Origin of the sequence: Izhakiella capsodis, from assembly GCF_900115045.1 — a bacterium.
GTDB classification, from domain to species: Bacteria; Pseudomonadota; Gammaproteobacteria; order Enterobacterales; family Enterobacteriaceae; genus Izhakiella; species Izhakiella capsodis.
In genome coordinates, this window is sequence record NZ_FOVC01000002.1 from 127536 (window position 1) to 149801 (window position 22266).

Genomic DNA, 22266 nt, shown 5'->3' on the forward strand with positions numbered 1-22266 from the left:
TAACTTGTTTTTCAGGCCCTTACAGTCAGGTACCTGCTTTAAGTAGGTGAGTCATCACTATTTTTTCATCCGAACCTGATTAAGCACCCGAACTTCTTCGCGCTCCTGTGGCGTAAGGCCCTGAGTACGCGCGCGTGCAATCAATTCGTTTAATCGTAGTTCAAGTGCGGAATCAAGGAGGTGATTCAACGCGTCCGTGAACGTTTTTTCAGCAATTTCCTTATCTGCTATATCGTCCCACATAGACAACTTTTCAAGGGTCGGCGCATATTTCGTTTCACGATAGCGCTCCAGCAGCTGCCCTGTGGTAATGCCTGGATGTTCGACGCAGGCATCAATCAGCTCATTAAATAGCTCAAGGCCCGGCTGCTTTTCTTCATCCAGTCCGACCAGCGAGGGGACTTGTATCGCCATTGCTGGATTTTGCACCAGCAGACCAATAAGTATACGCATGGTTGTACGTTTTAGCTGAGAAGGCGGCGTTGGTTTGGTTCTCTCTGCTTGTTTAGGTATCAGCTTGTCCAGCTGGTTATCATCCAGAATGCCCAACTTATTGCCCAGTTGCTGGCGCAGATAGATGCGCAACGTTTCACCGGGAACCTGATTTATCAGCGGCAGCGCCAGCGTGCTCAGCCTGGTCCGGCCATCGGGCGTTGCCAAATCAACCTGTGGCAACAGTGAATCAAATAAAAAGCCTGATAGCGGTAGCGCTTTGTCCATACGCGCTTCGAATGCATCTTTTCCCTCTTTGCGCACCAGCGAATCAGGGTCTTCGCCGTCTGGCAGAAACATAAAGCGCAGCTGGCGACCATCCATCATAAAGGGTAGTGCGGTTTCCAGCGCGCGCCACGCGGCTTCGCGCCCTGCCCGGTCACCATCATAGCAACATACCACGCAGTCAGTCTGACGAAACAGTAGCTGGATGTGTTCGGCGGTCGTTGATGTGCCAAGTGAAGCCACCGCATAATCGATACCGAATTGCGCCAAGGCGACCACATCCATGTAACCTTCAACCACCAACAGCTTAGCTGGCTGCGGATGGTTTTGCTGCGCTTCATACAGGCCATACAGCTGGCGGCCTTTATGAAAAATATCCGTCTCCGGAGAGTTCAGGTACTTTGGTAACCCGTCGCCCAGAATCCGACCGCCAAAGCCGATTACCCTGCCACGCTTATCGCGTATGGGAAACATCACTCGTTCGCGAAAGCGATCGTAGCTACGGCCCTGATCATTGGTGACCAGCATACCGGCATCGGTCAGCGACTGGCGACTCTCCTGATTCAGACCAAATCGTTTCAACACATTATCCCAGCCTGCCGGGGCGAAACCGATAGCAAATTGCTTAATGACCTCATTACTCAGCCCGCGTCGGGCCAGATAATTACGCGCTGCGCTGGCAGCCGATTGGGATAATGATTGCTGATAAAACTCGCTCAGACTGTTCATCAACTGATATAAACTCTGGCGTTGATGACGTTCGATCTGGCTCGGACCGCTACCCGCTTCGTAGGGGACTTCCAGCCCATAGAGCGTCGCCAGCTCTTCAATACTTTCGACAAACTCCAGACGATCAAAATTCATCAGGAAGTCAATGGCGTTACCGTGTGCGCCGCAGCCAAAGCAATGATAAAATTGTTTTTCGCCGTTTACAGTGAAGGAGGGCGTTTTTTCATTGTGGAAGGGACAGCACGCGTGATAATTTTTTCCCTGCTTTTTCAGCTTCACACGCGCATCGATTAAATCGACGATGTCAGTGCGGGCGAGCAGGTCGTTAATGAATATGCGTGGTATTCTTCCAGCCATTTTTCCCCTTCATCTTTCAATCGCTGGCTGCGTTGGCTTCTGTTTCTCACCATGGTTGCATACTGATGTCTGCTCCCGGATGTCCGTCTTGTTGCCGCTATTCCGTTTCGTCTGAATTGAGCTGGGTTTTACTACTTCTATAAACGACAACAAGCCGCGCATTCCTTCCGGAAGCACGGCTCGTTAACGACTGCGCGTCTGTAGTGCCGGAAACAGGCACCGGAAACGAAATTAGTACAGACGAGTGCGGCGTGCGTTTTCGCGAGCCAGTTTCTTGGCATGACGCTTAACGGCAGACGCTTTAGCGCGCTTACGTTCAGTAGTCGGTTTTTCATAAAACTCACGACGACGAACTTCAGCCAGAACGCCTGCTTTTTCACAGGAACGCTTAAAGCGACGCAATGCTACGTCGAACGGCTCGTTTTCACGTACTTTGATTACCGGCATGTAACTCTCACCTCGATAAATTCGGTTTTGCCGCTGGCTTTCTGCCAGCTTATTTCAAAATGGTGCGGAATTCTACTTCAGCACAGGCTGCGTTGTAAAGCACTAACGCAATACTAAACCAACAATGTCGCCCGTGCGGCTGCCGGTTTTTGCAGGGACGTGAGTATATAGCATCGAAGTGGAAACAAAAAGTCGGTTGGCAAAATCGCCCGCGCGGCGGGTTCATGTTACACTTTGCGTCGCGATAATGAGGTGATGAAATGATGCGTGTTTTGGGTATTGAAACGTCCTGTGATGAAACCGGTGTTGCCATTTATGACGAAGCGTCTGGTCTGCTGGCAAACCAGCTATACAGCCAGGTAAAGTTACACGCTGATTATGGTGGTGTGGTACCGGAGCTGGCATCGCGCGACCACGTGCGTAAAACGGTTCCGCTGATCAACGCGGCTTTAAAAGAGGCCCGCTTGCAACCTCATGAAATTGACGCGGTGGCTTATACCGCAGGTCCGGGGCTGGTTGGTGCGCTGCTTGTCGGTGCAACGATTGGTCGCTCTCTGGCGTTTGCCTGGAACGTCCCGGCGGTGGCTGTGCATCACATGGAGGGCCATCTGCTGGCACCCATGCTGGAAGCTAACCCGCCTGAGTTTCCCTTTGTTGCGCTACTGGTTTCCGGGGGGCACACCCAGCTTATTAGCGTTACCGCAATCGGCGAATATCAACTACTGGGTGAGTCTGTAGATGATGCTGCCGGTGAGGCGTTTGATAAAACCGCTAAGCTGCTGGGGCTGGATTACCCCGGCGGCGCTCAGCTTTCGCTAATGGCGCAACGTGGCACGCCAGGGCGCTTTCGCTTTCCGCGGCCGATGACCGATCGTCCAGGATTGGATTTTAGTTTTTCTGGTTTGAAAACGTTTGCCGCTAATACTATCCGTGAAAATCCTGTGGATACGCAGACCCACGCAGATATTGCCCGCGCTTTTGAAGATGCGGTCGTTGATACTCTGGCAATTAAATGCAAACGGGCACTCGAGCAAACCGGTTTTAACCGGCTGGTGATTGCCGGTGGCGTTAGTGCTAACCGTACCTTACGGGCGCATCTCGATACGATGATGAAAGCACGGGGTGGGGCCGTTTTCTATGCGCGCCCGGAGTTTTGTACTGATAATGGTGCCATGATTGCTTATGCGGGAATGGTACGATTAAAAGCCGGTGCCAATACGCCCCTGGCGCTGACCGTACGTCCACGCTGGCCGTTGGCGGAGCTGAGCGCCAAATAAGCGGATAAAAAACGCTGTATCAGGGCTTATTACGGGGTTGTCGTTTCCACAAGCGATTTTCCTGACCGCGCCACAGGCGCTGAATGTTGTCATGATGGCGTAACAGAATCAGACATGAAAGCAGGGAAACCGGAAGGGTGAACTGCGGTTTAAACCACCAGACGTAAAACGGAGCAATGAGCGCGCTGATAATGGCGCCCAGCGATGAGTACCCGCTCAGCAGCACCGTTAAAAACCATGTACCCGCCATCAGACCGGTGAGATCCCAGCCAATGGGTGCGATAGCGCCAAATGCGGTGGCAACGCCTTTACCGCCCTGAAAGCGAAAGAAAATCGGGTAGATATGTCCCAGGCAGGCGGCGATAGCGATAAGTCCCAGCCAGATCGGTGACAGTCCGAGATAATAAGCCAGCCAGACCGGCACCATCCCCTTTAAAACGTCGCATACCAGTACGATTGCCGCAGAGACTTTGCCGCCGATCCTCAATACGTTAGTGGCACCGGGATTGCCAGATCCATTTTGCCGGGGATTGGGCAGGTGCGCCAGGCGGCACACCAAAATGGCACTGGATATGGAGCCGCACAGGTAGGCGAAAATGATCATGGCTGGCGCGATTACACTCATAACACCGTTCCGTCTAATTCAGGTCGTTTTATTCTCGGTATCTGTGGATAATACGCATATTTCCCGGCGAGTGGTATCCGTCCAGCACAAAAACAGAGATGTCTATCATGGATATAGTATTTATTGAACAGCTTGAAGTCTTTACGACTATTGGCGTCTACGACTGGGAGCAGACCATTCAGCAAAAGCTGGTGTTCGATATCGAAATGGCCTGGGCTAATCGACCCGCCGCGCAAAGCGACGATGTTAATGCTTGTCTGAACTATGCCGATGTTGCCAGCATGGTGATTGAACATGTCTCATCGGGTCGCTTCGCGTTAGTAGAACGTGTGGCGGAAGAGCTGGCCCAGCGGCTGATTAACGAATTTAATACGCCTTGGGTGCGGCTGCGCGTGAGCAAGCCCGGAGCGGTCGCTCAGGCGCGTTCAGTTGGTGTTGTTATTGAGCGTGGGACAATTCCGAAACTGCCCTGATATGGTTGCCACAAAATGATTCCAAACCTCATTATGTCTCGCCTTACGCCTTTTAAAGGTTTGCGGCTATTTTGATAGTGGTTGCAGAGTTTCACCGCCTTTTCAGCGGTTATAAAAAGAAAAGGGGTGATTTGATGGCAGATATTCACCTGCTCTGGGTGGCGTGCATCCTCGGTATAGTCGAGGGGCTGACCGCGTTTCTCCCCGTCTCGTCAACAGGCCATATGATTATCGTAGGCCAACTGCTCGGCTTTGAAGGCGACACGGCAAAGACGTTTGAAGTTGTCATACAGTTGGGTTCAATTCTGGCCGTGGTGGTGGTGTTCTGGCGCCGTTTGTTTGGTCTTATCGGTATCCATTCTGGCAGCGTTACGCATGAAGGGCGCGGAGTCGGGCATCTTAACCTCATTCATATTCTGCTGGGTATGGTGCCGGCGGTCGTCCTGGGGCTGTTATTACATGACACGATCAAATCGCTGTTTAACCCGATAAACGTGATGGATGCCCTTATCTTCGGCGGTTTTCTGCTACTGGCAGGGGAGTACCTGAAGCCTAAGCAGCCAAAGACTGTCGGTATTGACGATCTCACCTATCGCCAGTGCTTTATTAATGGCTGTTTTCAGTGTCTGGCGCTATGGCCTGGATTTTCACACGCCGGGGCGACCATTTCCGGTGGTATGCTGGTGGGGGTGAGCCGCTATGCCACCTCTGAATTCTCTTTCATTCTTGCGGTGCAGGTGATGATGGGGGCGACAGTACGCGATCTTTACAAGAGTGTACTCTACCTAAAAATGACCGTTCTTCCACTGTTTGCTACCGGTTTTGTGACCGCGTTTATCGGTGCGCTGATTGCTATCAACGTCTTTTTAAAACTGATCCAGAACATCTCGTTCGTCCCCTTCGCTATTTATCGTTTTATTATTGCAGCGGCGGTTTACCAGGTATTTGCGTAACACCTACCGACGGGGGAGGATTTCTCTCTTGCTTATTTCTTCTGTTGTTCCTGCCATTGCGCAAGCCTGGCAATACGCCGACGTGTTAGCTCTTCGCGTACTCCGGCGCCGCTAAATCCCGCATTGATTACCTCGCGCGCCTCAACTCCGGAAGCCACCCTCCAGGCATGGCGCAGATAGTGAGCTTGGGGGTAGGGGTGGCTCTCAAACCCGGCGCGACCACGAGCATCAGCTTCACTGGTCAGGGCAATCTGCTTAACGCGATGAGGTTTACGCCAGGCGTCAATACTATCGAATAAAGAGATCAGAACCGCAGCTGACTGTTTATCAATGGTGTGTACCAGGTCGTGAAATTCGGCAACCAGCTGAGAGAGATCGCGGATAGCGTTAGGTACGCGCAGCCGCTGGCAAAGTTCTTTTACCAGAAGCACTCCCGCCGGACCGTGTCCATGATGGCTGGGCCAAAGCGCCGGCTGCGTCAGGCCTTTACCGATATCATGGCACAGCGTCGCAAAGCGAATATCCACCTCCGGGCTGAGTTGAGCTGCCATTGCCAGCGCCATCAATGTGTGAACGCCGGTATCAATTTCCGGATGCCATTTCGCCGGAGCTGGTATACCAAACAGACGATCGATTTCCGGAAACAGGATGGCCAGCGCGCCGCAGTCTCGCAGCGTCTGGAAATAAACCTGTGGATTCGCACTGACGAGTGCATTTTCCGTCTCTTTCCATACTCGCTCGGGCGTCAGTGCATTGAGTTCGCCACTGGCAACCATCTTGCACATTAGCACAGCGGTTTCATCAGCAATGCGAAAGTTGAGATGAGCGTAGCGGGCGGCAAACCTGGCTACGCGCAGTACGCGTAGCGGATCCTCGCTAAACGCGGGTGATACGTGGCGTAGCAGGCGCAGTTGCAGATCGCGTCGGCCCTGCCAGGGGTCGTAGTAGTGGCCGGCTTCATCGCGTGCAATGGCGTTGATTGTCAGATCGCGTCGTTGCAGGTCATGCTCTAAGGTAACATCCGGTGCACTGTAGCAAGTGAACCCGGTATAGCCGCTGCCATTTTTTCGTTCTGTGCGCGCCAGTGCATACTCTTCCTGTGTTTGTGGATGTAAAAACACCGGGAAATCGTGGCCTACCTGCTTAAAACCCTCAGCCAGCATCTGTTCTGGTGAGGCACCGACTACAACCCAGTCCCGGTCCTTAACTGGTAGATTCAGCAGCGTATCGCGGACTGCGCCGCCGACGAGAAAGGTTTTCACTAGGTCCTCCACGAAAAGAGAATGATTATCTTACACCATGGCGACCAAGATAGAAGGGACACCGGACAGGAGGCCCCTATGTATTTCGTATAGATGGCAAAAGCTTAACTCATCCAGCGGTCGCTTTTCTTGCGCCGGGGGATCATATGCGGGAGTAGCAGACCCAGCAGAAGGCCGATGCCAGCTACGCCACCACCATACATGAACCACTGCATAATAATCGCACGCTGCTTTTCATCAAGCTGAACATTCGCTGCACTGACCCTTTTTTGCGCGATAATAAGTTGCTGCCTCAACTGTGTATTTTCATTTTTCAGGCTGCTGATAATACTGTCGCTGGTCGCCACCTTTTTCTGCATATCCGCCGTGCGCTGTTTCCAGCTGCTGTCTATGTTGGTGAGTTTATCGCTTAAATCCTTCACTTGCTGCTCAAGCTGCGGTACGCGGGTGCGCAGGCTGGGGTCCTTGCTGATCTGTGATAGCGGGATCCAGGCGATACGACCGTTTGCATCGCGAACCTGTGCGTAATGGGTGTTTTCGTTAGTTTGCAATAGTGTGACTTGTTCACCCGCGTTAACGGTCCCCGTCAATCGATACTGGTTACCGGGGCCGCTGCGCAGCCAGGTAGTGAGTTCATCGGAAACGTATCGTTTTTCTTCGGCATAGACGGATGTTGCGATGCTAACGCTCAGTAAAGTCAGGCTAATCAGGTGTGTTTTTTTCATTCGATATCTTTTTAGCTAATTTCTGGAAGAAGTAACGATCCAGTCTGAAACTACTCAACATTATTCTAAATGAGAACAATCTCAGTCTCATTACGCTGGAATGTCCGCGCGGAAAATATTCAGGGTAAAGCACTTTCCGGTGATTCTGCGTTATGTGAACGTCATCTGGATCGCGTTGCACTATCAGAATAGTTGTTTCAGCCGGATACAACGGCAAAAATGTCAGAAGAAGAGCGTTATAATCAACTCAGAAGTCAAATTTAACCGGTAATAAGCTGAATTTAAAAAATATGACCATAGAAATCGAAGTTAAGTTCATTGCCAACGATGCCGCGGTATTGAATGTACCACTCTGGCTCGCAGCCTGGCCCCATCAGCATCACGAAGGTGTAAAACTAACCAACATATATTTTGAAACTGTCGATCATCAGCTGCGTCGTTGGGATATGGGATTGCGCATACGTGGCTTTGGCGATAGCTATGAGATGACGTTGAAGGCGAAAGGAGACAGCATTGGTGGCCTGCATCAGCGCGCGGAATATAATGTGCCTCTTAGCCAACCGAGGCTGGAGCTCTCCCTGTTCCCGGGTGATATCTGGCCGGAGAATACCGATGTAATGGCGTTACAACAGCAGCTTAATCCTCTGTTTAGCACGCATTTTGTGCGTGAAAAATGGGTCATTTCTTATCAGCAAAGCGAAATTGAAGTCGCGCTTGATCGCGGAGAGGTGGTTGCAGGCGACCTGAGTGAAGTACTGCATGAAATTGAGCTCGAGCTGAAACACGGTGAGCGTAAAGATTTGATGGCGTTTGCCGCTGAACTGGCCCGCTATGATGGTTTACGTCTTGGTAGCCTCAGCAAGGCCGCCCGTGGCTACGCGCTGGCTCAGGGGAACCCGGAATACTCGCTTCGTCCGTTGCCACTGCTGGCGGTAAAAAATAAAGCCAGGGTTGAAGAAGGGATGCAGGCAGCACTCCAGTTGGGGCTGGCACAATGGCAATATCACGAAGAACTCTGGTTACGCGGTGATCCTGAGGCGCTGGTGGAAATAAAAAAAGCCCTGTCACTCGTTCGGGAAGCGCTGGCGCTGTTCGGGGCGCTGGTGCCGCGTAAAGCGAGCGCCGGTCTACGTCAGCAGCTTACTGTACTGGAAAATATTCTCTGTGATACGCCGCTGACGGCCAGTGATATCTGCTTTTCTGCCGCATGGTTACAACCCCAGATAGCACTGACGGACTGGCTGGTGAGCAAACGCTGGCTGATGTTTCTTAATGAAAAAGATCGCGCAGGTTTGCAAGGATCATTCAAACGTTTCGCCGACATTATGCTGTCGCGTATTGCCGCCAATCTGCGGGAAACCTTTGAAAATGTTCAGCAGCCAGGCCAGTACCAGGATAAGTTAATGCGTCTGCATCGTCAGCTGCTGGCGGTCCATCTACTGGGTGGTATTTACGAGGCTGAAGCCGTGCGTTGTTGGCTGGAGCGCTGGCAGCTTCTGGCGAGAACGATCGAGGTTCTCCAGCAACAGCTGCTAAAAGCCCGGTCGCGTGAGGCACTTCAACAGGCACCCTTTTGGAAGCATAGCGGCCAGTAAACAACGTTAATTATCAGGAATCACTATGTCGCCATTTTCATCCCGGCCCTTACCCGCCCGCCTGGCCCAGCACCTTCAGCAGATAAAAGATAACTGGATAACAGAGGGACCGCCGCCAGGCGACGAGACATTGGCGATATGCGCTTTCAGTGATTTTATTAACGACGGTTTACGAGCGCACCCTCAATGGTGGCAGACGCTGTGGCAGCAGCCCCCGCAGGCGGATGAATATACCGGATACAGCGCCGGGCTGGCGCAGCGACTGGCAGAAGTGCAGGATGAAAATCAGCTAATGCACGTCCTGCGGCTGTTTCGCCGCGAAAAGCTGATCCGTATTGCCTGGATGCAAACCCTGGGCACTTGCAGCACAGAGGTATCCCTGCTGCAACTCAGTATGCTGGCTGAGGCGCTAATTGCCGCAGCGCGTGACTGGTTGTACGCTGCCTGCTGCCGCGAAATGGGAACACCTTGTAACGATCGGGGTGAGCCGCAGCCACTGTTGGTGCTGGGTATGGGTAAACTGGGCGGCAATGAGCTTAACTTTTCTTCTGATATCGATTTAATTTTTACCTGGCCGGAAAATGGTATGACGCGTGGCGGCAGGCGCGAGCTGGATAATGCACAGTTTTTTACTCGCATGGGGCAGCGGCTGATCAAGGTGCTTGACCAACCCACCGCTGACGGATTCGTCTATCGTGTTGACATGCGCTTGCGCCCGTTTGGTGACAGCGGCCCGTTGGTCATGAGTTTTGCTGCGCTGGAAGATTACTATCAGGAACAGGGACGGGACTGGGAGCGCTATGCAATGATCAAAGCGCGTCTGATGGGGGCGCAGGATGATCCCTGGAGTGAAGAGCTGCGCAGTATGCTGCGCCCCTTCGTTTACCGGCGCTATATCGACTTCAGCGTCATTCAGTCGCTGCGCACTATGAAGAGTATGATAGCCCGTGAGGTCAGACGTCGCGGACTGGTGGGTAATATTAAGCTCGGTGCTGGCGGTATTCGCGAAATTGAGTTTATCGTGCAGGTATTTCAACTCATACGCGGTGGACGTGAACGTACGCTTCAGGGGCGTTCGCTTCTGCCGACGTTGGATGCGATTGGCGAGCTTGGCCTGTTACAGCCTTTGCAGGTAAAAAAGTTGCATGAAGCCTATCTTTACCTGCGACGCCTGGAAAATCTGCTGCAAAGTATTAACGATGAGCAGACACAGACTTTGCCAGCAGATGAACTTAACCGCATGCGGCTGGCCTGGGCGATGGAATGCACGGACTGGCAGGGACTTTGTCAGCAGCTGGAAAGTCATATGCGTCAGGTGAGGGCGATCTTCGATGAGCTAATCGGTGATGAAGCGCCTGAAACCGACGAAACGAATGATAGTGGTGAATACGCGGGGCTCTGGCAGGATCAACTGGACGATGCCGACCTGCTGCCGTTCGTACCGCAGCTTGATAACGCCGCGCGTCTGTCGTTGCTGAACGCGATTACCACATTTCGTCAGGACATTAACCGCCGCACTATCGGGCCGCGCGGACGCCAGGCGCTTGAACAGCTAATGCCACGCCTGCTGGCGGAGATTTGTCCGCATCAGGATGCCGCTGAAACGCTCAATCGTCTGACGCCGCTGCTACTCAGTATTGTGAGCCGCAGCACTTATCTGGAGTTGCTGACTGAGTCTCATGGTGCCTTACGCCACCTTATCCGCCTGTGTGCCGCCTCGCCAATGATTGCCAGCCAGCTGGCACACTATCCGCTGCTGCTTGATGAGCTGCTCGATCCCTCAACTCTTTATCAGGTGACCGCGCCTGATGCCTATCGTGACGAGTTGCGGCAATATCTGCTGCGTGTACCGGTCGAAGATGAAGAGCAACAGCTGGAGGCGCTTCGGCAGTTTAAGCAGGTACAGCAACTGCGTATTGCTGCAGCAGATATAGCCGGCACATTACCGGTAATGAAAGTAAGCGATCACTTAACCTGGCTGGCTGAAGCCATTATCGATGCGGTGGTGCAGCAGGCCTGGAACACAATGGTCCAGCGTTATGGCCGACCAGAGCATTTGCAAAACGATGCAACGCGCGGGTTTGCCGTGCTGGGCTATGGCAAGTTAGGGGGCTGGGAGCTGGGCTATAGCTCAGATTTAGACCTGGTATTCCTGCACGACTGCCCGCCAGATGTGATGACTCATGGTGAGCGAGAGATTGATGGCAGGCAATTCTACCTGCGGCTGGCACAGCGGATAATGCATCTGTTCAGCACTCGAACTTCCTCGGGTATTCTGTATGAGGTGGATGCCCGGTTGCGGCCTTCCGGCGCTGCGGGCATGTTGGTAAGTACGTTCAATGCCTTCGCTGAATATCAGCGCGATGATGCCTGGACATGGGAACATCAGGCACTGGTCCGGGCGCGAATTGTGTATGGCGATGCAGCGCTTACTGCCCGTTTTAATACCATCCGGCGAGATATTCTTTGCCGCCAGCGTGATCCGGGTCAACTCAGGACTGAGGTGCGTGAGATGCGCGAAAAAATGCGCGAGCATCTGAGTAATAAGCATAAGGGGCGCTGGGATATTAAAGCTGATGCCGCTGGCATTACCGATATTGAGTTCATCGCCCAGTTTCTGGTGTTGTGTTACGCAGCGAGTCAGCCAGAGCTGACTCGCTGGTCAGATAATGTCCGGATATTTGAACTGATGGCGCAGTATTCGCACATGCCGGAGGATGAGTCCCGGGCGTTAATTGCCGCTTACATTACGCTCCGTGACGCTTTGCATCATCGGGCGCTGCAATCATTACCAGGACACGTTGAGCCAGACGCCTTTATTAAGCAAAAACAACAGGTCTATCGTAGCTGGCAGCGCTGGCTGTCACCTGCTAATAGAGACGGTGCCAATGAGTGATCAGCCATTGCGGGATGTATGTTATTATCCGCGCAAACTTATTCATCGTTGTCTGGAGTCTCTGGAATGAAAGTTACCCTGCCCGATTTTATGAATGCGGGAGTTCTGGTGGTTGGCGATATTATGTTGGATCGCTACTGGTACGGCCTGACCAGCCGCATCTCCCCCGAGGCGCCAGTTCCGGTGGTAAAAGTTGAAACGATTGAAGAACGCCCCGGGGGTGCCGCCAATGTGGCTATGAATATCGCAGCGCTGGGTGCCCGTTCGCGGCTGGTGGGGCTTACTGGCCCCGATGATGCTGCTAAAGTGCTGCAAAACTCTTTGACGGCGTTTAATGTCAACTGCGACTTCGTTACCGTACCCGGTCACCCCACCATTACCAAGCTGCGAATACTGTCGCGCAATCAGCAACTGATCCGGCTGGATTTTGAAGAGGGCTTTTCGGCCGTTGATCCGCAGCCGCTGCATGAGCGCATTGACCAGGCACTACCCGTCGTGGGGGCGCTGGTGCTGTCGGACTACGCAAAAGGCGCGCTGAGCAGCGTACAGAACATGATTCAGCAGGCCAGAGCCGTGGGCGTACCGGTACTGATCGACCCTAAAGGTGCGGACTTTGAACGCTATCGCGGTGCCACGCTGCTGACGCCAAATCTCGCTGAATTTGAGGCGGTTGCCGGGTGTTGTAAAACCGAAGACGAGCTGGTTGAGCGTGGCATGGCGTTGCTGAAGAAGTTTGAGCTTTCCGCCCTACTGATAACTCGCTCAGAGAACGGTATGACACTGTTGCAGCCAGAAAAAGCACCGCTGCATCTGCCCACTCAGGCACAGGAAGTTTATGATGTCACCGGCGCGGGAGATACCGTTATCGGTGTGCTGGCCGCTGCGCTGGCAGCCGGAGATTCCTTGGAAGAGTCCTGTTTTCTGGCGAACGCCGCGGCTGGCGTAGTCGTTGGTAAACTGGGAACTTCTACAGTATCAACGGTAGAGCTGGAAAACGCTATCCGTGCTCGCCCGGAAAGCGGTTTTGGCGTAATGAGCGAAAATCAACTCAAAAAGGCGGTGGAGCAGGCGCGCCAGCGAGGCGAGAAAGTGGTGATGACAAACGGCTGCTTCGATATTCTGCACGCTGGCCACGTTTCCTATCTTGCCAATGCCCGCAAGCTTGGTGACCGCCTGATTGTCGCGGTAAACAACGATGCATCTACCCGTCGTCTGAAAGGAGAGAGCCGCCCGGTGAACCCGTTGATTAACCGTATGATTGTGCTTGGCGCACTGGAAGCGGTGGATTGGGTTGTGCCGTTTGAAGAAGATACACCTCAGCGTCTGATTGGCAAAATATTGCCTGATATGCTCGTCAAAGGCGGGGATTATAAACCGGAGGATATCGCCGGCAGTAAAGAGGTGTGGGCGAACGGCGGTGAAGTGCGGGTGCTTAACTTCGAGGATGGTATTTCAACGACTAATATCATCAACAGTATTAAGAAAAACGTTTAATCGATGTGGGCGGACGTTGTGCCGCCCGATGTTACTATTGTATATCTTCTGTTTTGATCACCGAACTGCCGCTGTTACCAGCACGGCTTTCCAGCGCTGAAACGCGCTGCTCGAGTATCGCCAGCTTCTCACGGGTGCGCAGCAGGACCTGGGTCTGTACGTCAAATTCTTCGCGATTAACTAAATCCAGTCGGGAAAGCTGCGCTTGCAGCGTCTGGCGGATCTTCTTCTCCACATCGTCGCCAAACTCGCGGATTCCTTTTGGCATAGACTCATGTACCTGGCGGGCGAGTTGTTCAATTTTTTTCGGGTCAATCATGGATATATCCTGTTCACGGCAATTATTTGTTAAGTGTAATCCCTGTTGGGTTATTGATAAACCTGAAAAGTGACAGAAGTTTTCGTCGGTTGGCACGGCATTTTTTGTTCATTGCGCAGGACCAGGGTTAGCGCTATAGTAAATTCGCTTATTCTCAGGGCGGGGTGAAATTCCCCACCGGCGGTAAATCAGCTTATGCTGAAAGCCCGCGAGCGCTTCGGGTAACAGCCTGGAGGTCAGCAGATCCGGTGTAATTCCGGAGCCGACGGTTAAAGTCCGGATGGGAGAGAGTAACGATTCTTGCCGGGCGCATTGCGTCCGCTCGCCGTTATACCGTCATTCATGACGCTCCTAAGTCCGCCCTGGTTCTGGTAACCCATGTAATTTTTAAGGTTTATTTACCATGAATCAGACGCTACTTTCTGAATTTGGCACGCCGGAACAGCGTGTAGAACGTGCAATCGCAGCGCTGCATGAAGGCCGCGGTGTGATGGTGCTTGACGATGAAAATCGCGAGAATGAAGGCGACATGATCTTTGCAGCTGAGACTATGACGACTGAACAAATGGCACTGACAATCCGTCATGGTAGCGGTATCGTTTGCCTGGTTATTCCTGAAACGCGCCGCCGTCAGCTCGATCTGCCGATGATGGTAGAAAACAATACCAGCGCTTACGGCACAGGTTTTACCGTCACAATCGAAGCGGCTAAAGGCGTAACCACCGGCGTATCGGCAAGCGATCGTATTACGACCATTCGTGCCGCCATTGCTGATAATGCCGTGCCTGCTGATCTGCATCGCCCTGGCCATGTCTTCCCTCTGTGCGCGCGCGAAGGCGGTGTATTGGTTCGTGGTGGCCATACGGAGGCAACGCTTGATCTGGTGACCCTGGCCGGTTTCAAACCTGCCGGCGTTCTGTGCGAGCTGAGTAACGATGATGGTTCAATGGCACGCGCACCGGAATGCGTCGCTTTCGCCAGAAAGCAGCAGATGCCGGTTGTCAGCATTGAAGATCTGATTGCCTATCGTCAGGCACGTGAAACCCGCCGGGCCAGTTAATTGAAAATGCAGGTAGGATGATTCCGCCTGCATTTTTGACCCTCAGTTTTTTCAAATTTTCTGATGATCTTCATCATGCTTATCTGCGTTTTTAATTTTGCGGCCAGGCGTATCGTATTTCCTATGAACTCTAGATTCTCAGGGGGAAATCATGACACAGTCCCGCATGCCCGCACTGTTTATCGGACATGGCAACCCGATGAACGTGCTTGAAGAAAACACCTTTACTCAGTCCTGGCGTCAGCTGGGCGATACACTGCCCCGGCCTAAGGCGATACTGGCCGTTTCGGCTCACTGGTATACGCGCAGCACAGCGGTAACTGCAATGGAGCAACCGCGTACTATTCACGATTTCGGTGGTTTTCCTCAGGCGCTATTTGATACCTACTATCGCGCTCCCGGCTCGCCTGCACTGGCAAAACAGGTCGCGGCGCTACTGGCACCGTTGCCGGTGACATTGGATCAGGAATGGGGATTCGATCACGGATCATGGGGCGTGTTGATTAAGATGTATCCGCATGCGGATATCCCGGTGGTTCAGATCAGTGTCGACGCAACTAAACCACCGCTCTGGCACTATGAACTGGGAAAAAAGTTGTCAGCGCTGCGCGATCAGGGGGTTATGATCGTCGCCAGTGGTAACGTGGTGCATAATCTGCGGATGCTTCAATGGCAGGGTGATAATCAGGCCTGGCCCTGGGCTCTGTCATTTAATCAGTTTGTTCGTGATAACCTAAACTGGCAGGGAGTGGCTGATCAGCACCCGCTGGTTAACTTTATGCAGCATGAGTGGGCTGCGCTGGCAAATCCGACGCCGGAACACTTTCTCCCGTTGCTTTATGTGCTGGGTTGCCGTCAGCCTGATGAGTCCGTTACGGTGCTGGTCGATGGCAATGTTATGGCCGCGTTAAGCATGCTTTCGGTACAGGTTGGCTAATGATAATTAATATCGCATTCGTAGCCGGTGAGGTTACGTACCGGCTACGGTATGTTTGTTGTGTTGGCGGGCGTCTTTTCGCCTTTGCAGCAAATAGCCAGGGCATTCTGAATGGCTTTACCGCGCGTGCCTGGATTTATTCAACAAAGGTATGCGGATAAAAAAGTGAGAGATCCTGGGTGATAAGCTGTTTATCTTCACGCAGACCAATACCTGCTGGCTGGTCGTTAATCAGCCAGCTACCGATTAGCGTATAGCGGTCGCCAAACTTTGGTAACGGATGGAACTGTTGTACGATCATGCCCTCTTCACCGTAAGGGCCATCAACACGGGCGATTTCATTGCCGTTTTCCACAATGCGAATGTTGGCACCTTCCCTGGAAAATAGCGGCTTCACCACGTATTTATCCAGCGCCGGCGGGTTATCGTCGGCAAAGAAGGCAGGCAGCAGGTTAGGGTGGTTTGGGAACATCTGCCACAGCATCGGCAGCAGTGCTTTATTGGATATGATGCTTTTCCAGCCTGGTTCCAGCCAGCGCACGCCGGCGTCTGCAAGCTTGGTAGAAAAGATCTCACGTAGCATGAATTCCCACGGATAAAGCTTAAACAGATTGCTGATTACCCGGTCGTCAACATCGGTGAATTGTCCCTTCTCGCCGAGGCCAATTTGATCCATATACAAAAAAGCACTTTCCAGGCTAGCTTCGCTGGCACAGTCCTGTAAATATTGCACAGTACCGCGATCTTCCTCGGAATCCTGGGAGCAGGAAAAATGCAGAAAATTGAAACCATGCTGCTGCTTTAGCTCTGCAAAACGGTCAATGAGCTTTTCCTGCAAGCTATTAAACTGATCGCTGTCTTGTGGCAGGTTGCCCGCTTTAAGCTGATCTTCCAGCCAGATCCATTGGAAAAATGCCGCTTCATACAATGAGGTCGGTGTATCCGCATTGTTTTCCAATAATTTGGCATCGCCCGTACCGTCCCACGCCAGATCGAGGCGTGAATAAAGCGAGGGCTGATCGCTACGCCATGAGTCGCGTACGAAGTCCCAAGTATGCCTGGGAATGCCAAATCGTGTCAGCAGCGCTTCGCTTTTCACGACTTTATCTACTACCTGCAAACACATCTGATGCAGCTCGCTGGTAACTGACTCCAGCGTTTCAATCTGCGCGAGGGTGAACTGATAATAGGCATCTTCACACCAATATGGCTCACCGTGCATAGTATGAAAGCGAAAGCCATATTCACTCGCGCGCTCACGCCAGTCAGGACGTTCACTGATGCTGAGACGTTTCATGGCCTAGCCTCCAAAACTGCGGCCTGCCGTAGCGCTACTGCGGCTCATGGTTGTCTGTTTGGCTACCGTTTCGCCAAACCCGCCGCGAGTGACCGTGGTGGTGGTTGCTGGCTTCGGCGCCAGTGCTGATTTAGGCACGCTGATGTTACGGCCTGACGTTGCGCTACCATAGTTGCGGCCGGAAGCGTCAACAAATTTACCATTGGCCGGGCTGGCCGGATTACGTGAGGTGAACAAAGGCTGCTGTGCAAATCCACCTCCCATCATGCGGCCCATCATATACCCCGCCATCAGCGGCATCCAGAAACTGCCGCCGCCAGCGCTGGCCTGAGCGGTTTGCTGGCATTGGCCTTCGCCGAACTCGGCGATGCACTCTTCGCGCGTGGCGTATTTAGGCGCAGTTTTTTCAGCCTCTTTTAGCGCATTGTCATGAGAGATTTTACACTGTTCACTTTGTCCAGGATTGGCTTTAGTGCAGTCATCGACATTCTGGTACATTGAGACGGTTTGGTCCGACTGCTCGCAGCCTGCCAGCATAAAGACGGCTGAAACCGCCAGCGCTACCGGCGTCAAATGCCTGGCACGCCAGTTTTTACGAAAAGCGGCATGATTTATTGCCTTTGTCCGTTTCATCATTATTTTCCTTATACCCAAAGGATCATCAGAATAGGAGATATGCGGTGACAATTGAAGCCGTGGCGTGTGGTGGGGGACGATCTTTACGTTGCTATACGAATGACTTTATCTTATGTGCTCTGAACGTCGTAACTGCTGGCTTCGACCGACCCGGTCACATACTGGCCGGGCTGGCCGTAAGGAGATGCCTGAACACCGGTCTCACATACCGTTTAAAACAGAGCGGCGTCATAACGTGGGTTAGTTCTGGAACGGATTGCCGTGTTGACGGATATTATCGGCAAAATTGTCGCTGGGGTTACGCACAGACGTAGATGAGGAAACCCGTGTCAAAGTCGGCCTATCATCGGCTTTAAGTGTCTGTTGCTGATTTTCAGGTGCGACGATATCTGGCGATGTAGAGACATCTTTGCCTAGCATGCTGTTGAGTTGCATCAAATCCTGCTCATTTAGCGTCCCCTCGGCCTGCTTAATATCCAGCAGGCTTATCAGGTAGTCGTAGCGGGCGTTGGAAAGCTGCTGCTTAGCGTTATATAGCGTCGTTGTCGCGTCCAGTACGTCAACGATGGTGCGGGTACCAACCTGATAACCCGCTTCCATAGCATCCAATGAACTTTGCGCAGAGATCACGGCTTGTTTATAAGCATTAATGCTGCTGATTGCTGCATTAACGTTGTTAAACGAAGAGCGAACGGTTTGGACCGCCTCGCGGTGAGCACTGTCCATTAGCTCGCTGGCGCTGACGAATGCGTACTGTGCCTGCTTAACCTGAGAAGAGGTTGAACCACCGCTAAATAATGGCATCGAGAAGCTGAGCCCGACCTGATTTGCTCCGACGATGTTGTCAGTTCTCGCCGCTGTCTGGTTAGCATCACGTCCACCATATCGGTTGTTTGTTAAGCCAGTTGAGGCGGTCAGATTAAGCGTCGGCATGTAACCGGTTTCTGCCGAGCGAATCTGCTCGCGAGCCAGTCCCTGAGACAGCCGAGCGGAAAGCAGGTTGAGATTACGGCTCTCAGCCTCTTTCAGCAGACTTGCGACTGGCTGCGGCTTCAATGTCTTGAAGTGCGCGATATTCAGTGCCGCTAGCGACGGGTAAAAAGAACCGGTGATCTGACGCAATTGCTCCAGCGCATTATCCAGGTTATTGCGGGCGGTAACTTCACTTGCCAGCACGCTGTCATACTGCGCACGAGCATTCTGCACGTCGGTAATAGCGACCAGGCCAACGTTAAAACGTTGGGTGGTTTGATCTAACTGGCGATAGATAGATTGCTTTTGCGCTTCAGTATAAGAGAGAGAATCAATGGCGCGCAGTACGTTAAAATAAGCTGTAGCGGTGTTTAGCAGCAGATTTTGTTGGGCAGTCTGATACACCACGTCCTGAATACCCGCTGTCTTTTCTTGCAGGGTCAGGGCGCGCCATCTACTCATATCGAAAATAGTTTGTGTTAGCTGTAACGATCCGCTGGTGGTATTAGAACGAATACCGCTGTTATCACGGTAGCCGCTGTTGTAGGTATAATCGGCACCCAGACCCAGCTGTGGCAACAGGGAGCTGCGGGCTTCGTTAATTTTCTCAAATGCCGCATCACGATTTGCTGCTGCTGAGCGCAGGTCAGGGTTAGTCAGCAGGGCTTGTTTATAAACTTGCAATAAATCCTCAGCCTGACTATTGATACTGAAGGCCCCGAGACTCAGCCCAATAATAACAGAGAGCAGTTTCTTCATTTGCATTCCTTGTTGTGCAGCAAAATTGCTAGATTAGCGCTGACGCGAACGAAAAATTAGCGCCGATTCTAACAGAGACTTTCATCAAGGCAAGTTGGCTGAAAGTGCCATTTGGCCTTAATTTACGCAATTTAACGGCAAATAACTACTTGCAGATCGCCCAGTCAGGCACCGCCGCTAACTGACAGAGAAACTTTCATATGAGTCCACCAGATGAATTACCGGTAACATTCAACAAAAACGATGTGGAAATTATCGCGCGGGAAACCCTGTACCAGGGTTTTTTCTCGCTGGTTCGCTATCGATTTCGTCACCGTCGTTTTGATGGTGAGATGAGCGCAGAAGTCAGCCGTGAAATATTTGAGCGAGGCCATGCGGCGGTGCTACTGCCATACGATCCGATAAGCGACCAGGTTGTTTTAATAGAGCAAATCCGGATTGCATCTTTTGACAGCAGCCCTTCGCCCTGGCTGTTAGAATTAGTCGCCGGTATTATTGAGGAAGGTGAAAGTGCTGAGGATGTTGTCCGGCGTGAGGCGCAGGAGGAAGCGGGCTTAACGCCGCGGCGGATTGAGCCGGTGCTAAGCTATCTGGCCAGTCCTGGAGGTACCAGCGAACGTCTCGCAATTATGGTTGGAGAAGTGGATGCCCGCGTGGCGCAGGGTAATCACGGTCTGGAGGAAGAGAACGAGGATACGCTTGTCCATGTGGTTAACCGTGAACAGGCTTACAGTTGGGTAGAAGAGGGGATTATTGATAACGCGGCCACTGTCATTGCTTTGCAATGGTTGCAGCTCAATCATAAGAAATTACGTAAAGAGTGGGATACTGAATGAACAAGCGCTATACCCCTGACTTTCCAGAAATGATGCGACTGTGCGAAACCAACTTTGCCCAGTTACGTCGGTTACTGCCCCGTGAAGAGCAGGTGGGAGCGGTGATTGATTATCAGGTCAATGGCACCAGCTTCCGGCTGACGATTCAGGAGGCTACGCGCTATACTACCCTGGTTGAGATTCGTCAGATTGCGCCGGTTGTCAGCTACTGGAGTCTGCCATCCATGTCTGTTCGTCTTTATCACGATGCGATGGTTGCAGAAGTGTGTTCGACGCAGCAGATCTATCGCTTCAAAGCGCGCTATGATTATCCGAATAAAAAAATGCACCACCGTGACGAAAAACATCAGATAAACCAATTTCTCGGCGATTGGTTACGCCATTGCCTGACCCACGGTGCGATGGTGGCGCCGGTTTTCTGATAACGCTAATCCGATGTTGAGATGGCGTGAACCTGAGGATTTTGATTGGATAGCCTGCTGAAACTTTCGATGGCAAGTGGGGCCTCTGTCAGGATTTTACAACTAACAGATACTCATCTTTTTGCTGGTAAACATGAAACGCTGCTTGGCGTTAATACCTGGGCTAGTTATAAAGCGGTGCTGGATGCTATCGACCTTCAGTCAACGCATTATGATCTGATTATCGCTACCGGCGATTTAGCACAAGATCACAGTATCGAAGCTTACCAGCATTTTGTTGAAGGTATACAACGGCTGCCAGCACCCTGCGTGTGGCTGCCGGGTAATCATGATTTTCAGCCCGCAATGCACGCGACGCTTGCGGCAGCAAAAATTGAACAAGCTAAGCAGGTACTGCTGGGGAATAGCTGGCAGCTGGTACTGCTGGATAGTCAGGTATCCGGTGTACCTTACGGTGAGCTGAGCGACTATCAACTCGACTGGCTTGAAAAGGCGCTAGCGCGCTATCCGCAGCGTCATACGCTGGTTCTATTGCATCATCACCCTATGCCGTCGGGTTGTACCTGGCTCGATCAACACAGCCTACGTAACGCGCCTATGCTGGATGATGTGTTGAGACACTTTCCACTCGCTAAAACGTTAGTTTGCGGGCATATCCACCAGGCGCTCGATCTGGACTGGAACGGGCGACGCGTGTTGGCCACGCCCTCCACCTGTGTGCAGTTCAAACCGCATTGCACCCGTTTTACAATTGATAAAGAACCTCCGGGCTGGCGGTGGCTTGATCTCTATGCTGATGGCCGTGTCGAAACGGTTATTGAACGCCTGACGATCAGTGCTTTCACCCCCGACCTCGACTCAGAAGGCTACTGATCGCTATGTCAACGCTGCTGTATCTGCATGGTTTTAACAGTTCGCCTGCCTCAGTAAAAGCGACTCTGCTCAGTGACTGGCTGATGGCGCGGCGTCCTGACATTACTTTGGTGGTCCCCCAGTTACCGTCTTTTCCTGCCGAAGCTGCGCAGATGCTGGAGGAACTGGTCATGGCCCGTACGGGGGAAAAGTTAGCGGTGATGGGTTCTTCGCTTGGTGGCTACTACGCTACCTGGTTGTCGCAATGTTTCACCCTGCCTGCCGTGGTGGTTAATCCGGCTGTGCGTCCCTTTGAACTGTTGCTGGATTATCTCGGCGATAACGAGAATCCGTACACCGGTGAGCAATATGTGTTAGAGTCTCGCCACATTTATGAGCTGAAAGTGATGCAGATTGACCCGCTGGAGTCGCCGGATTTAATCTGGCTGATGCAACAAACCGGCGATGAAGTCCTTGACTATCGCCAGGCGCTGGAATATTACCAGGCCTGTCGTCAATGGGTTGAGGAAGGCGGCAATCATGCTTTCATCGGTTTTGAGCGCCATTTCCCGGCGATAATGGATTTCCTTGGTTTTAGTTCACACTGAAGCCACAAGGGATGGCGA

At 52.4% G+C, this 22266-nt stretch carries 21 protein-coding genes and 1 riboswitch; of the genes, 12 read left to right on the forward strand and 9 right to left on the reverse strand.

The annotated features are described in order from the left end of the window. Positions 1-57 precede the first annotated feature (57 nt). Together dnaG and rpsU are read right to left on the reverse strand one after the other, a co-directional pair. Complete coding sequence (gene dnaG, locus BM191_RS04015; RefSeq protein ID WP_092875404.1) at positions 58-1803, reverse strand: DNA primase; 1746 nt, start codon at positions 1801-1803, stop codon at positions 58-60. Between the two features lie 231 nt (positions 1804-2034). Beyond that, positions 2035-2250 (reverse strand): 30S ribosomal protein S21, encoded by a 216-nt coding sequence (gene rpsU / locus BM191_RS04020; protein ID WP_001144069.1) that lies wholly within the window; start codon positions 2248-2250, stop codon positions 2035-2037. 263 nt (positions 2251-2513) lie between these two features. Here rpsU and tsaD point away from each other — a divergent pair, with 263 nt between their 5' ends. After that, entirely contained in the window at positions 2514-3527 is a 1014-nt protein-coding gene (tsaD, locus tag BM191_RS04025; protein WP_092876150.1) for a tRNA (adenosine(37)-N6)-threonylcarbamoyltransferase complex transferase subunit TsaD, read from the forward strand. 19 nt (positions 3528-3546) lie between these two features. Here tsaD and plsY read toward each other — a convergent pair whose 3' ends face one another. Next, complete coding sequence (plsY, locus tag BM191_RS04030; protein ID WP_092875406.1) at positions 3547-4152, reverse strand: glycerol-3-phosphate 1-O-acyltransferase PlsY; 606 nt, start codon at positions 4150-4152, stop codon at positions 3547-3549. A gap of 107 nt (positions 4153-4259) precedes the next feature. On the opposite strand from plsY, the gene folB reads away from it, so the two are divergent. Next, positions 4260-4625, forward strand: a complete 366-nt coding sequence (gene folB, locus BM191_RS04035) for a bifunctional dihydroneopterin aldolase/7,8-dihydroneopterin epimerase (RefSeq protein WP_092875408.1) — start codon at positions 4260-4262, stop codon at positions 4623-4625. Positions 4626-4759: 134 nt separating this feature from the next. After that, entirely contained in the window at positions 4760-5578 is an 819-nt protein-coding gene (gene bacA / locus BM191_RS04040; RefSeq protein ID WP_092875410.1) for an undecaprenyl-diphosphate phosphatase, read from the forward strand. A gap of 32 nt (positions 5579-5610) precedes the next feature. Here bacA and BM191_RS04045 read toward each other — a convergent pair whose 3' ends face one another. Beyond that, complete coding sequence (locus BM191_RS04045; RefSeq protein ID WP_092875412.1) at positions 5611-6840, reverse strand: multifunctional CCA addition/repair protein; 1230 nt, start codon at positions 6838-6840, stop codon at positions 5611-5613. A gap of 104 nt (positions 6841-6944) precedes the next feature. Continuing rightward, positions 6945-7565, reverse strand: a complete 621-nt coding sequence (locus tag BM191_RS04050) for a TIGR04211 family SH3 domain-containing protein (protein ID WP_092875414.1) — start codon at positions 7563-7565, stop codon at positions 6945-6947. A gap of 290 nt (positions 7566-7855) precedes the next feature. Between BM191_RS04050 and BM191_RS04055 the strand changes: the two genes are divergently transcribed. From BM191_RS04055 to hldE, 3 genes are all read left to right on the forward strand, one after another. Next, a complete protein-coding gene (locus BM191_RS04055) occupies positions 7856-9160 on the forward strand; it encodes a CYTH domain-containing protein (protein WP_092875416.1) in 1305 nt (434 codons plus the stop codon). Between the two features lie 25 nt (positions 9161-9185). Then, entirely contained in the window at positions 9186-12056 is a 2871-nt protein-coding gene (glnE, locus tag BM191_RS04060; protein ID WP_092875418.1) for a bifunctional [glutamate--ammonia ligase]-adenylyl-L-tyrosine phosphorylase/[glutamate--ammonia-ligase] adenylyltransferase, read from the forward strand. Between the two features lie 66 nt (positions 12057-12122). Then, positions 12123-13550: a bifunctional D-glycero-beta-D-manno-heptose-7-phosphate kinase/D-glycero-beta-D-manno-heptose 1-phosphate adenylyltransferase HldE gene (hldE, locus tag BM191_RS04065; protein WP_092875419.1), complete on the forward strand. Its 1428-nt coding sequence runs from the start codon at positions 12123-12125 to the stop codon at positions 13548-13550. 34 nt (positions 13551-13584) lie between these two features. On the opposite strand, the gene ubiK is transcribed toward hldE, so the two are convergent. Further along, complete coding sequence (gene ubiK, locus BM191_RS04070; RefSeq protein ID WP_092875422.1) at positions 13585-13869, reverse strand: ubiquinone biosynthesis accessory factor UbiK; 285 nt, start codon at positions 13867-13869, stop codon at positions 13585-13587. A 146-nt stretch (positions 13870-14015) separates the two neighbouring features. Next, positions 14016-14165, forward strand: a riboswitch (FMN riboswitch). 107 nt (positions 14166-14272) lie between these two features. On the opposite strand from ubiK, the gene ribB reads away from it, so the two are divergent. Both ribB and ygiD read left to right on the forward strand, forming a co-directional pair. Continuing rightward, positions 14273-14929: a 3,4-dihydroxy-2-butanone-4-phosphate synthase gene (gene ribB / locus BM191_RS04075; RefSeq protein WP_092875424.1), complete on the forward strand. Its 657-nt coding sequence runs from the start codon at positions 14273-14275 to the stop codon at positions 14927-14929. A gap of 151 nt (positions 14930-15080) precedes the next feature. Then, positions 15081-15866 (forward strand): 4,5-DOPA-extradiol-dioxygenase, encoded by a 786-nt coding sequence (gene ygiD / locus BM191_RS04080; protein ID WP_092875426.1) that lies wholly within the window; start codon positions 15081-15083, stop codon positions 15864-15866. A gap of 136 nt (positions 15867-16002) precedes the next feature. Here ygiD and BM191_RS04085 read toward each other — a convergent pair whose 3' ends face one another. The 3 genes from BM191_RS04085 to tolC form a co-directional block, all read right to left on the reverse strand. After that, positions 16003-17163 carry a glutathionylspermidine synthase family protein gene (locus BM191_RS04085; RefSeq protein WP_092875429.1) on the reverse strand — a complete coding sequence of 387 codons (1161 nt, stop codon included), beginning with the start codon at positions 17161-17163 and terminating at the stop codon, positions 16003-16005. A 3-nt stretch (positions 17164-17166) separates the two neighbouring features. Further along, a complete protein-coding gene (locus BM191_RS04090) occupies positions 17167-17796 on the reverse strand; it encodes a DUF1190 family protein (RefSeq protein ID WP_092875432.1) in 630 nt (209 codons plus the stop codon). 243 nt (positions 17797-18039) lie between these two features. Then, entirely contained in the window at positions 18040-19530 is a 1491-nt protein-coding gene (tolC, locus tag BM191_RS04095; RefSeq protein WP_092875434.1) for an outer membrane channel protein TolC, read from the reverse strand. Between the two features lie 200 nt (positions 19531-19730). Here tolC and nudF point away from each other — a divergent pair, with 200 nt between their 5' ends. The 4 genes from nudF to yqiA are packed head-to-tail and all read left to right on the forward strand — an operon-like array spanning position 19731 to position 22248. Next, the gene (gene nudF / locus BM191_RS04100; protein WP_092875436.1) at positions 19731-20366 is read left to right on the forward strand and encodes an ADP-ribose diphosphatase; all 636 of its coding nucleotides are present in this window, start codon (positions 19731-19733) and stop codon (positions 20364-20366) included. Next, the gene (locus BM191_RS04105; RefSeq protein ID WP_092875438.1) at positions 20363-20788 is read left to right on the forward strand and encodes a DUF1249 family protein; all 426 of its coding nucleotides are present in this window, start codon (positions 20363-20365) and stop codon (positions 20786-20788) included. The genes nudF and BM191_RS04105 overlap by 4 nt, the downstream gene beginning before the upstream one ends. Positions 20789-20833: 45 nt before the next feature. Then, positions 20834-21661, forward strand: a complete 828-nt coding sequence (gene cpdA / locus BM191_RS04110; RefSeq protein WP_092875440.1) for a 3',5'-cyclic-AMP phosphodiesterase — start codon at positions 20834-20836, stop codon at positions 21659-21661. 5 nt (positions 21662-21666) lie between these two features. After that, positions 21667-22248 carry an esterase YqiA gene (gene yqiA / locus BM191_RS04115; protein ID WP_092875442.1) on the forward strand — a complete coding sequence of 194 codons (582 nt, stop codon included), beginning with the start codon at positions 21667-21669 and terminating at the stop codon, positions 22246-22248. Positions 22249-22266: the final 18 nt, after the last annotated feature.

Excerpts from the sequence above, each read along its gene's own strand:
- hldE (WP_092875419.1), top strand. The coding sequence starts at position 12,123 with ATGAAAGTTACCCTGCCCGATTTTATGAATGCGGGAGTTCTGGTGGTT.
- ygiD (WP_092875426.1), top strand. The coding sequence starts at position 15,081 with ATGACACAGTCCCGCATGCCCGCACTGTTTATCGGACATGGCAACCCG.
- nudF (WP_092875436.1), top strand. The coding sequence starts at position 19,731 with ATGAGTCCACCAGATGAATTACCGGTAACATTCAACAAAAACGATGTG.
- tolC (WP_092875434.1), bottom strand. The coding sequence starts at position 19,530 with ATGAAGAAACTGCTCTCTGTTATTATTGGGCTGAGTCTCGGGGCCTTC.
- BM191_RS04105 (WP_092875438.1), top strand. The coding sequence starts at position 20,363 with ATGAACAAGCGCTATACCCCTGACTTTCCAGAAATGATGCGACTGTGC.
- tsaD (WP_092876150.1), top strand. The coding sequence starts at position 2,514 with ATGCGTGTTTTGGGTATTGAAACGTCCTGTGATGAAACCGGTGTTGCC.
- BM191_RS04050 (WP_092875414.1), bottom strand. The coding sequence starts at position 7,565 with ATGAAAAAAACACACCTGATTAGCCTGACTTTACTGAGCGTTAGCATC.
- folB (WP_092875408.1), top strand. The coding sequence starts at position 4,260 with ATGGATATAGTATTTATTGAACAGCTTGAAGTCTTTACGACTATTGGC.
- BM191_RS04090 (WP_092875432.1), bottom strand. The coding sequence starts at position 17,796 with ATGAAACGGACAAAGGCAATAAATCATGCCGCTTTTCGTAAAAACTGG.
- glnE (WP_092875418.1), top strand. The coding sequence starts at position 9,186 with ATGTCGCCATTTTCATCCCGGCCCTTACCCGCCCGCCTGGCCCAGCAC.
- BM191_RS04055 (WP_092875416.1), top strand. The coding sequence starts at position 7,856 with ATGACCATAGAAATCGAAGTTAAGTTCATTGCCAACGATGCCGCGGTA.
- rpsU (WP_001144069.1), bottom strand. The coding sequence starts at position 2,250 with ATGCCGGTAATCAAAGTACGTGAAAACGAGCCGTTCGACGTAGCATTG.
- yqiA (WP_092875442.1), top strand. The coding sequence starts at position 21,667 with ATGTCAACGCTGCTGTATCTGCATGGTTTTAACAGTTCGCCTGCCTCA.
- bacA (WP_092875410.1), top strand. The coding sequence starts at position 4,760 with ATGGCAGATATTCACCTGCTCTGGGTGGCGTGCATCCTCGGTATAGTC.
- dnaG (WP_092875404.1), bottom strand. The coding sequence starts at position 1,803 with ATGGCTGGAAGAATACCACGCATATTCATTAACGACCTGCTCGCCCGC.
- plsY (WP_092875406.1), bottom strand. The coding sequence starts at position 4,152 with ATGAGTGTAATCGCGCCAGCCATGATCATTTTCGCCTACCTGTGCGGC.
- ubiK (WP_092875422.1), bottom strand. The coding sequence starts at position 13,869 with ATGATTGACCCGAAAAAAATTGAACAACTCGCCCGCCAGGTACATGAG.
- BM191_RS04085 (WP_092875429.1), bottom strand. The coding sequence starts at position 17,163 with ATGAAACGTCTCAGCATCAGTGAACGTCCTGACTGGCGTGAGCGCGCG.
- ribB (WP_092875424.1), top strand. The coding sequence starts at position 14,273 with ATGAATCAGACGCTACTTTCTGAATTTGGCACGCCGGAACAGCGTGTA.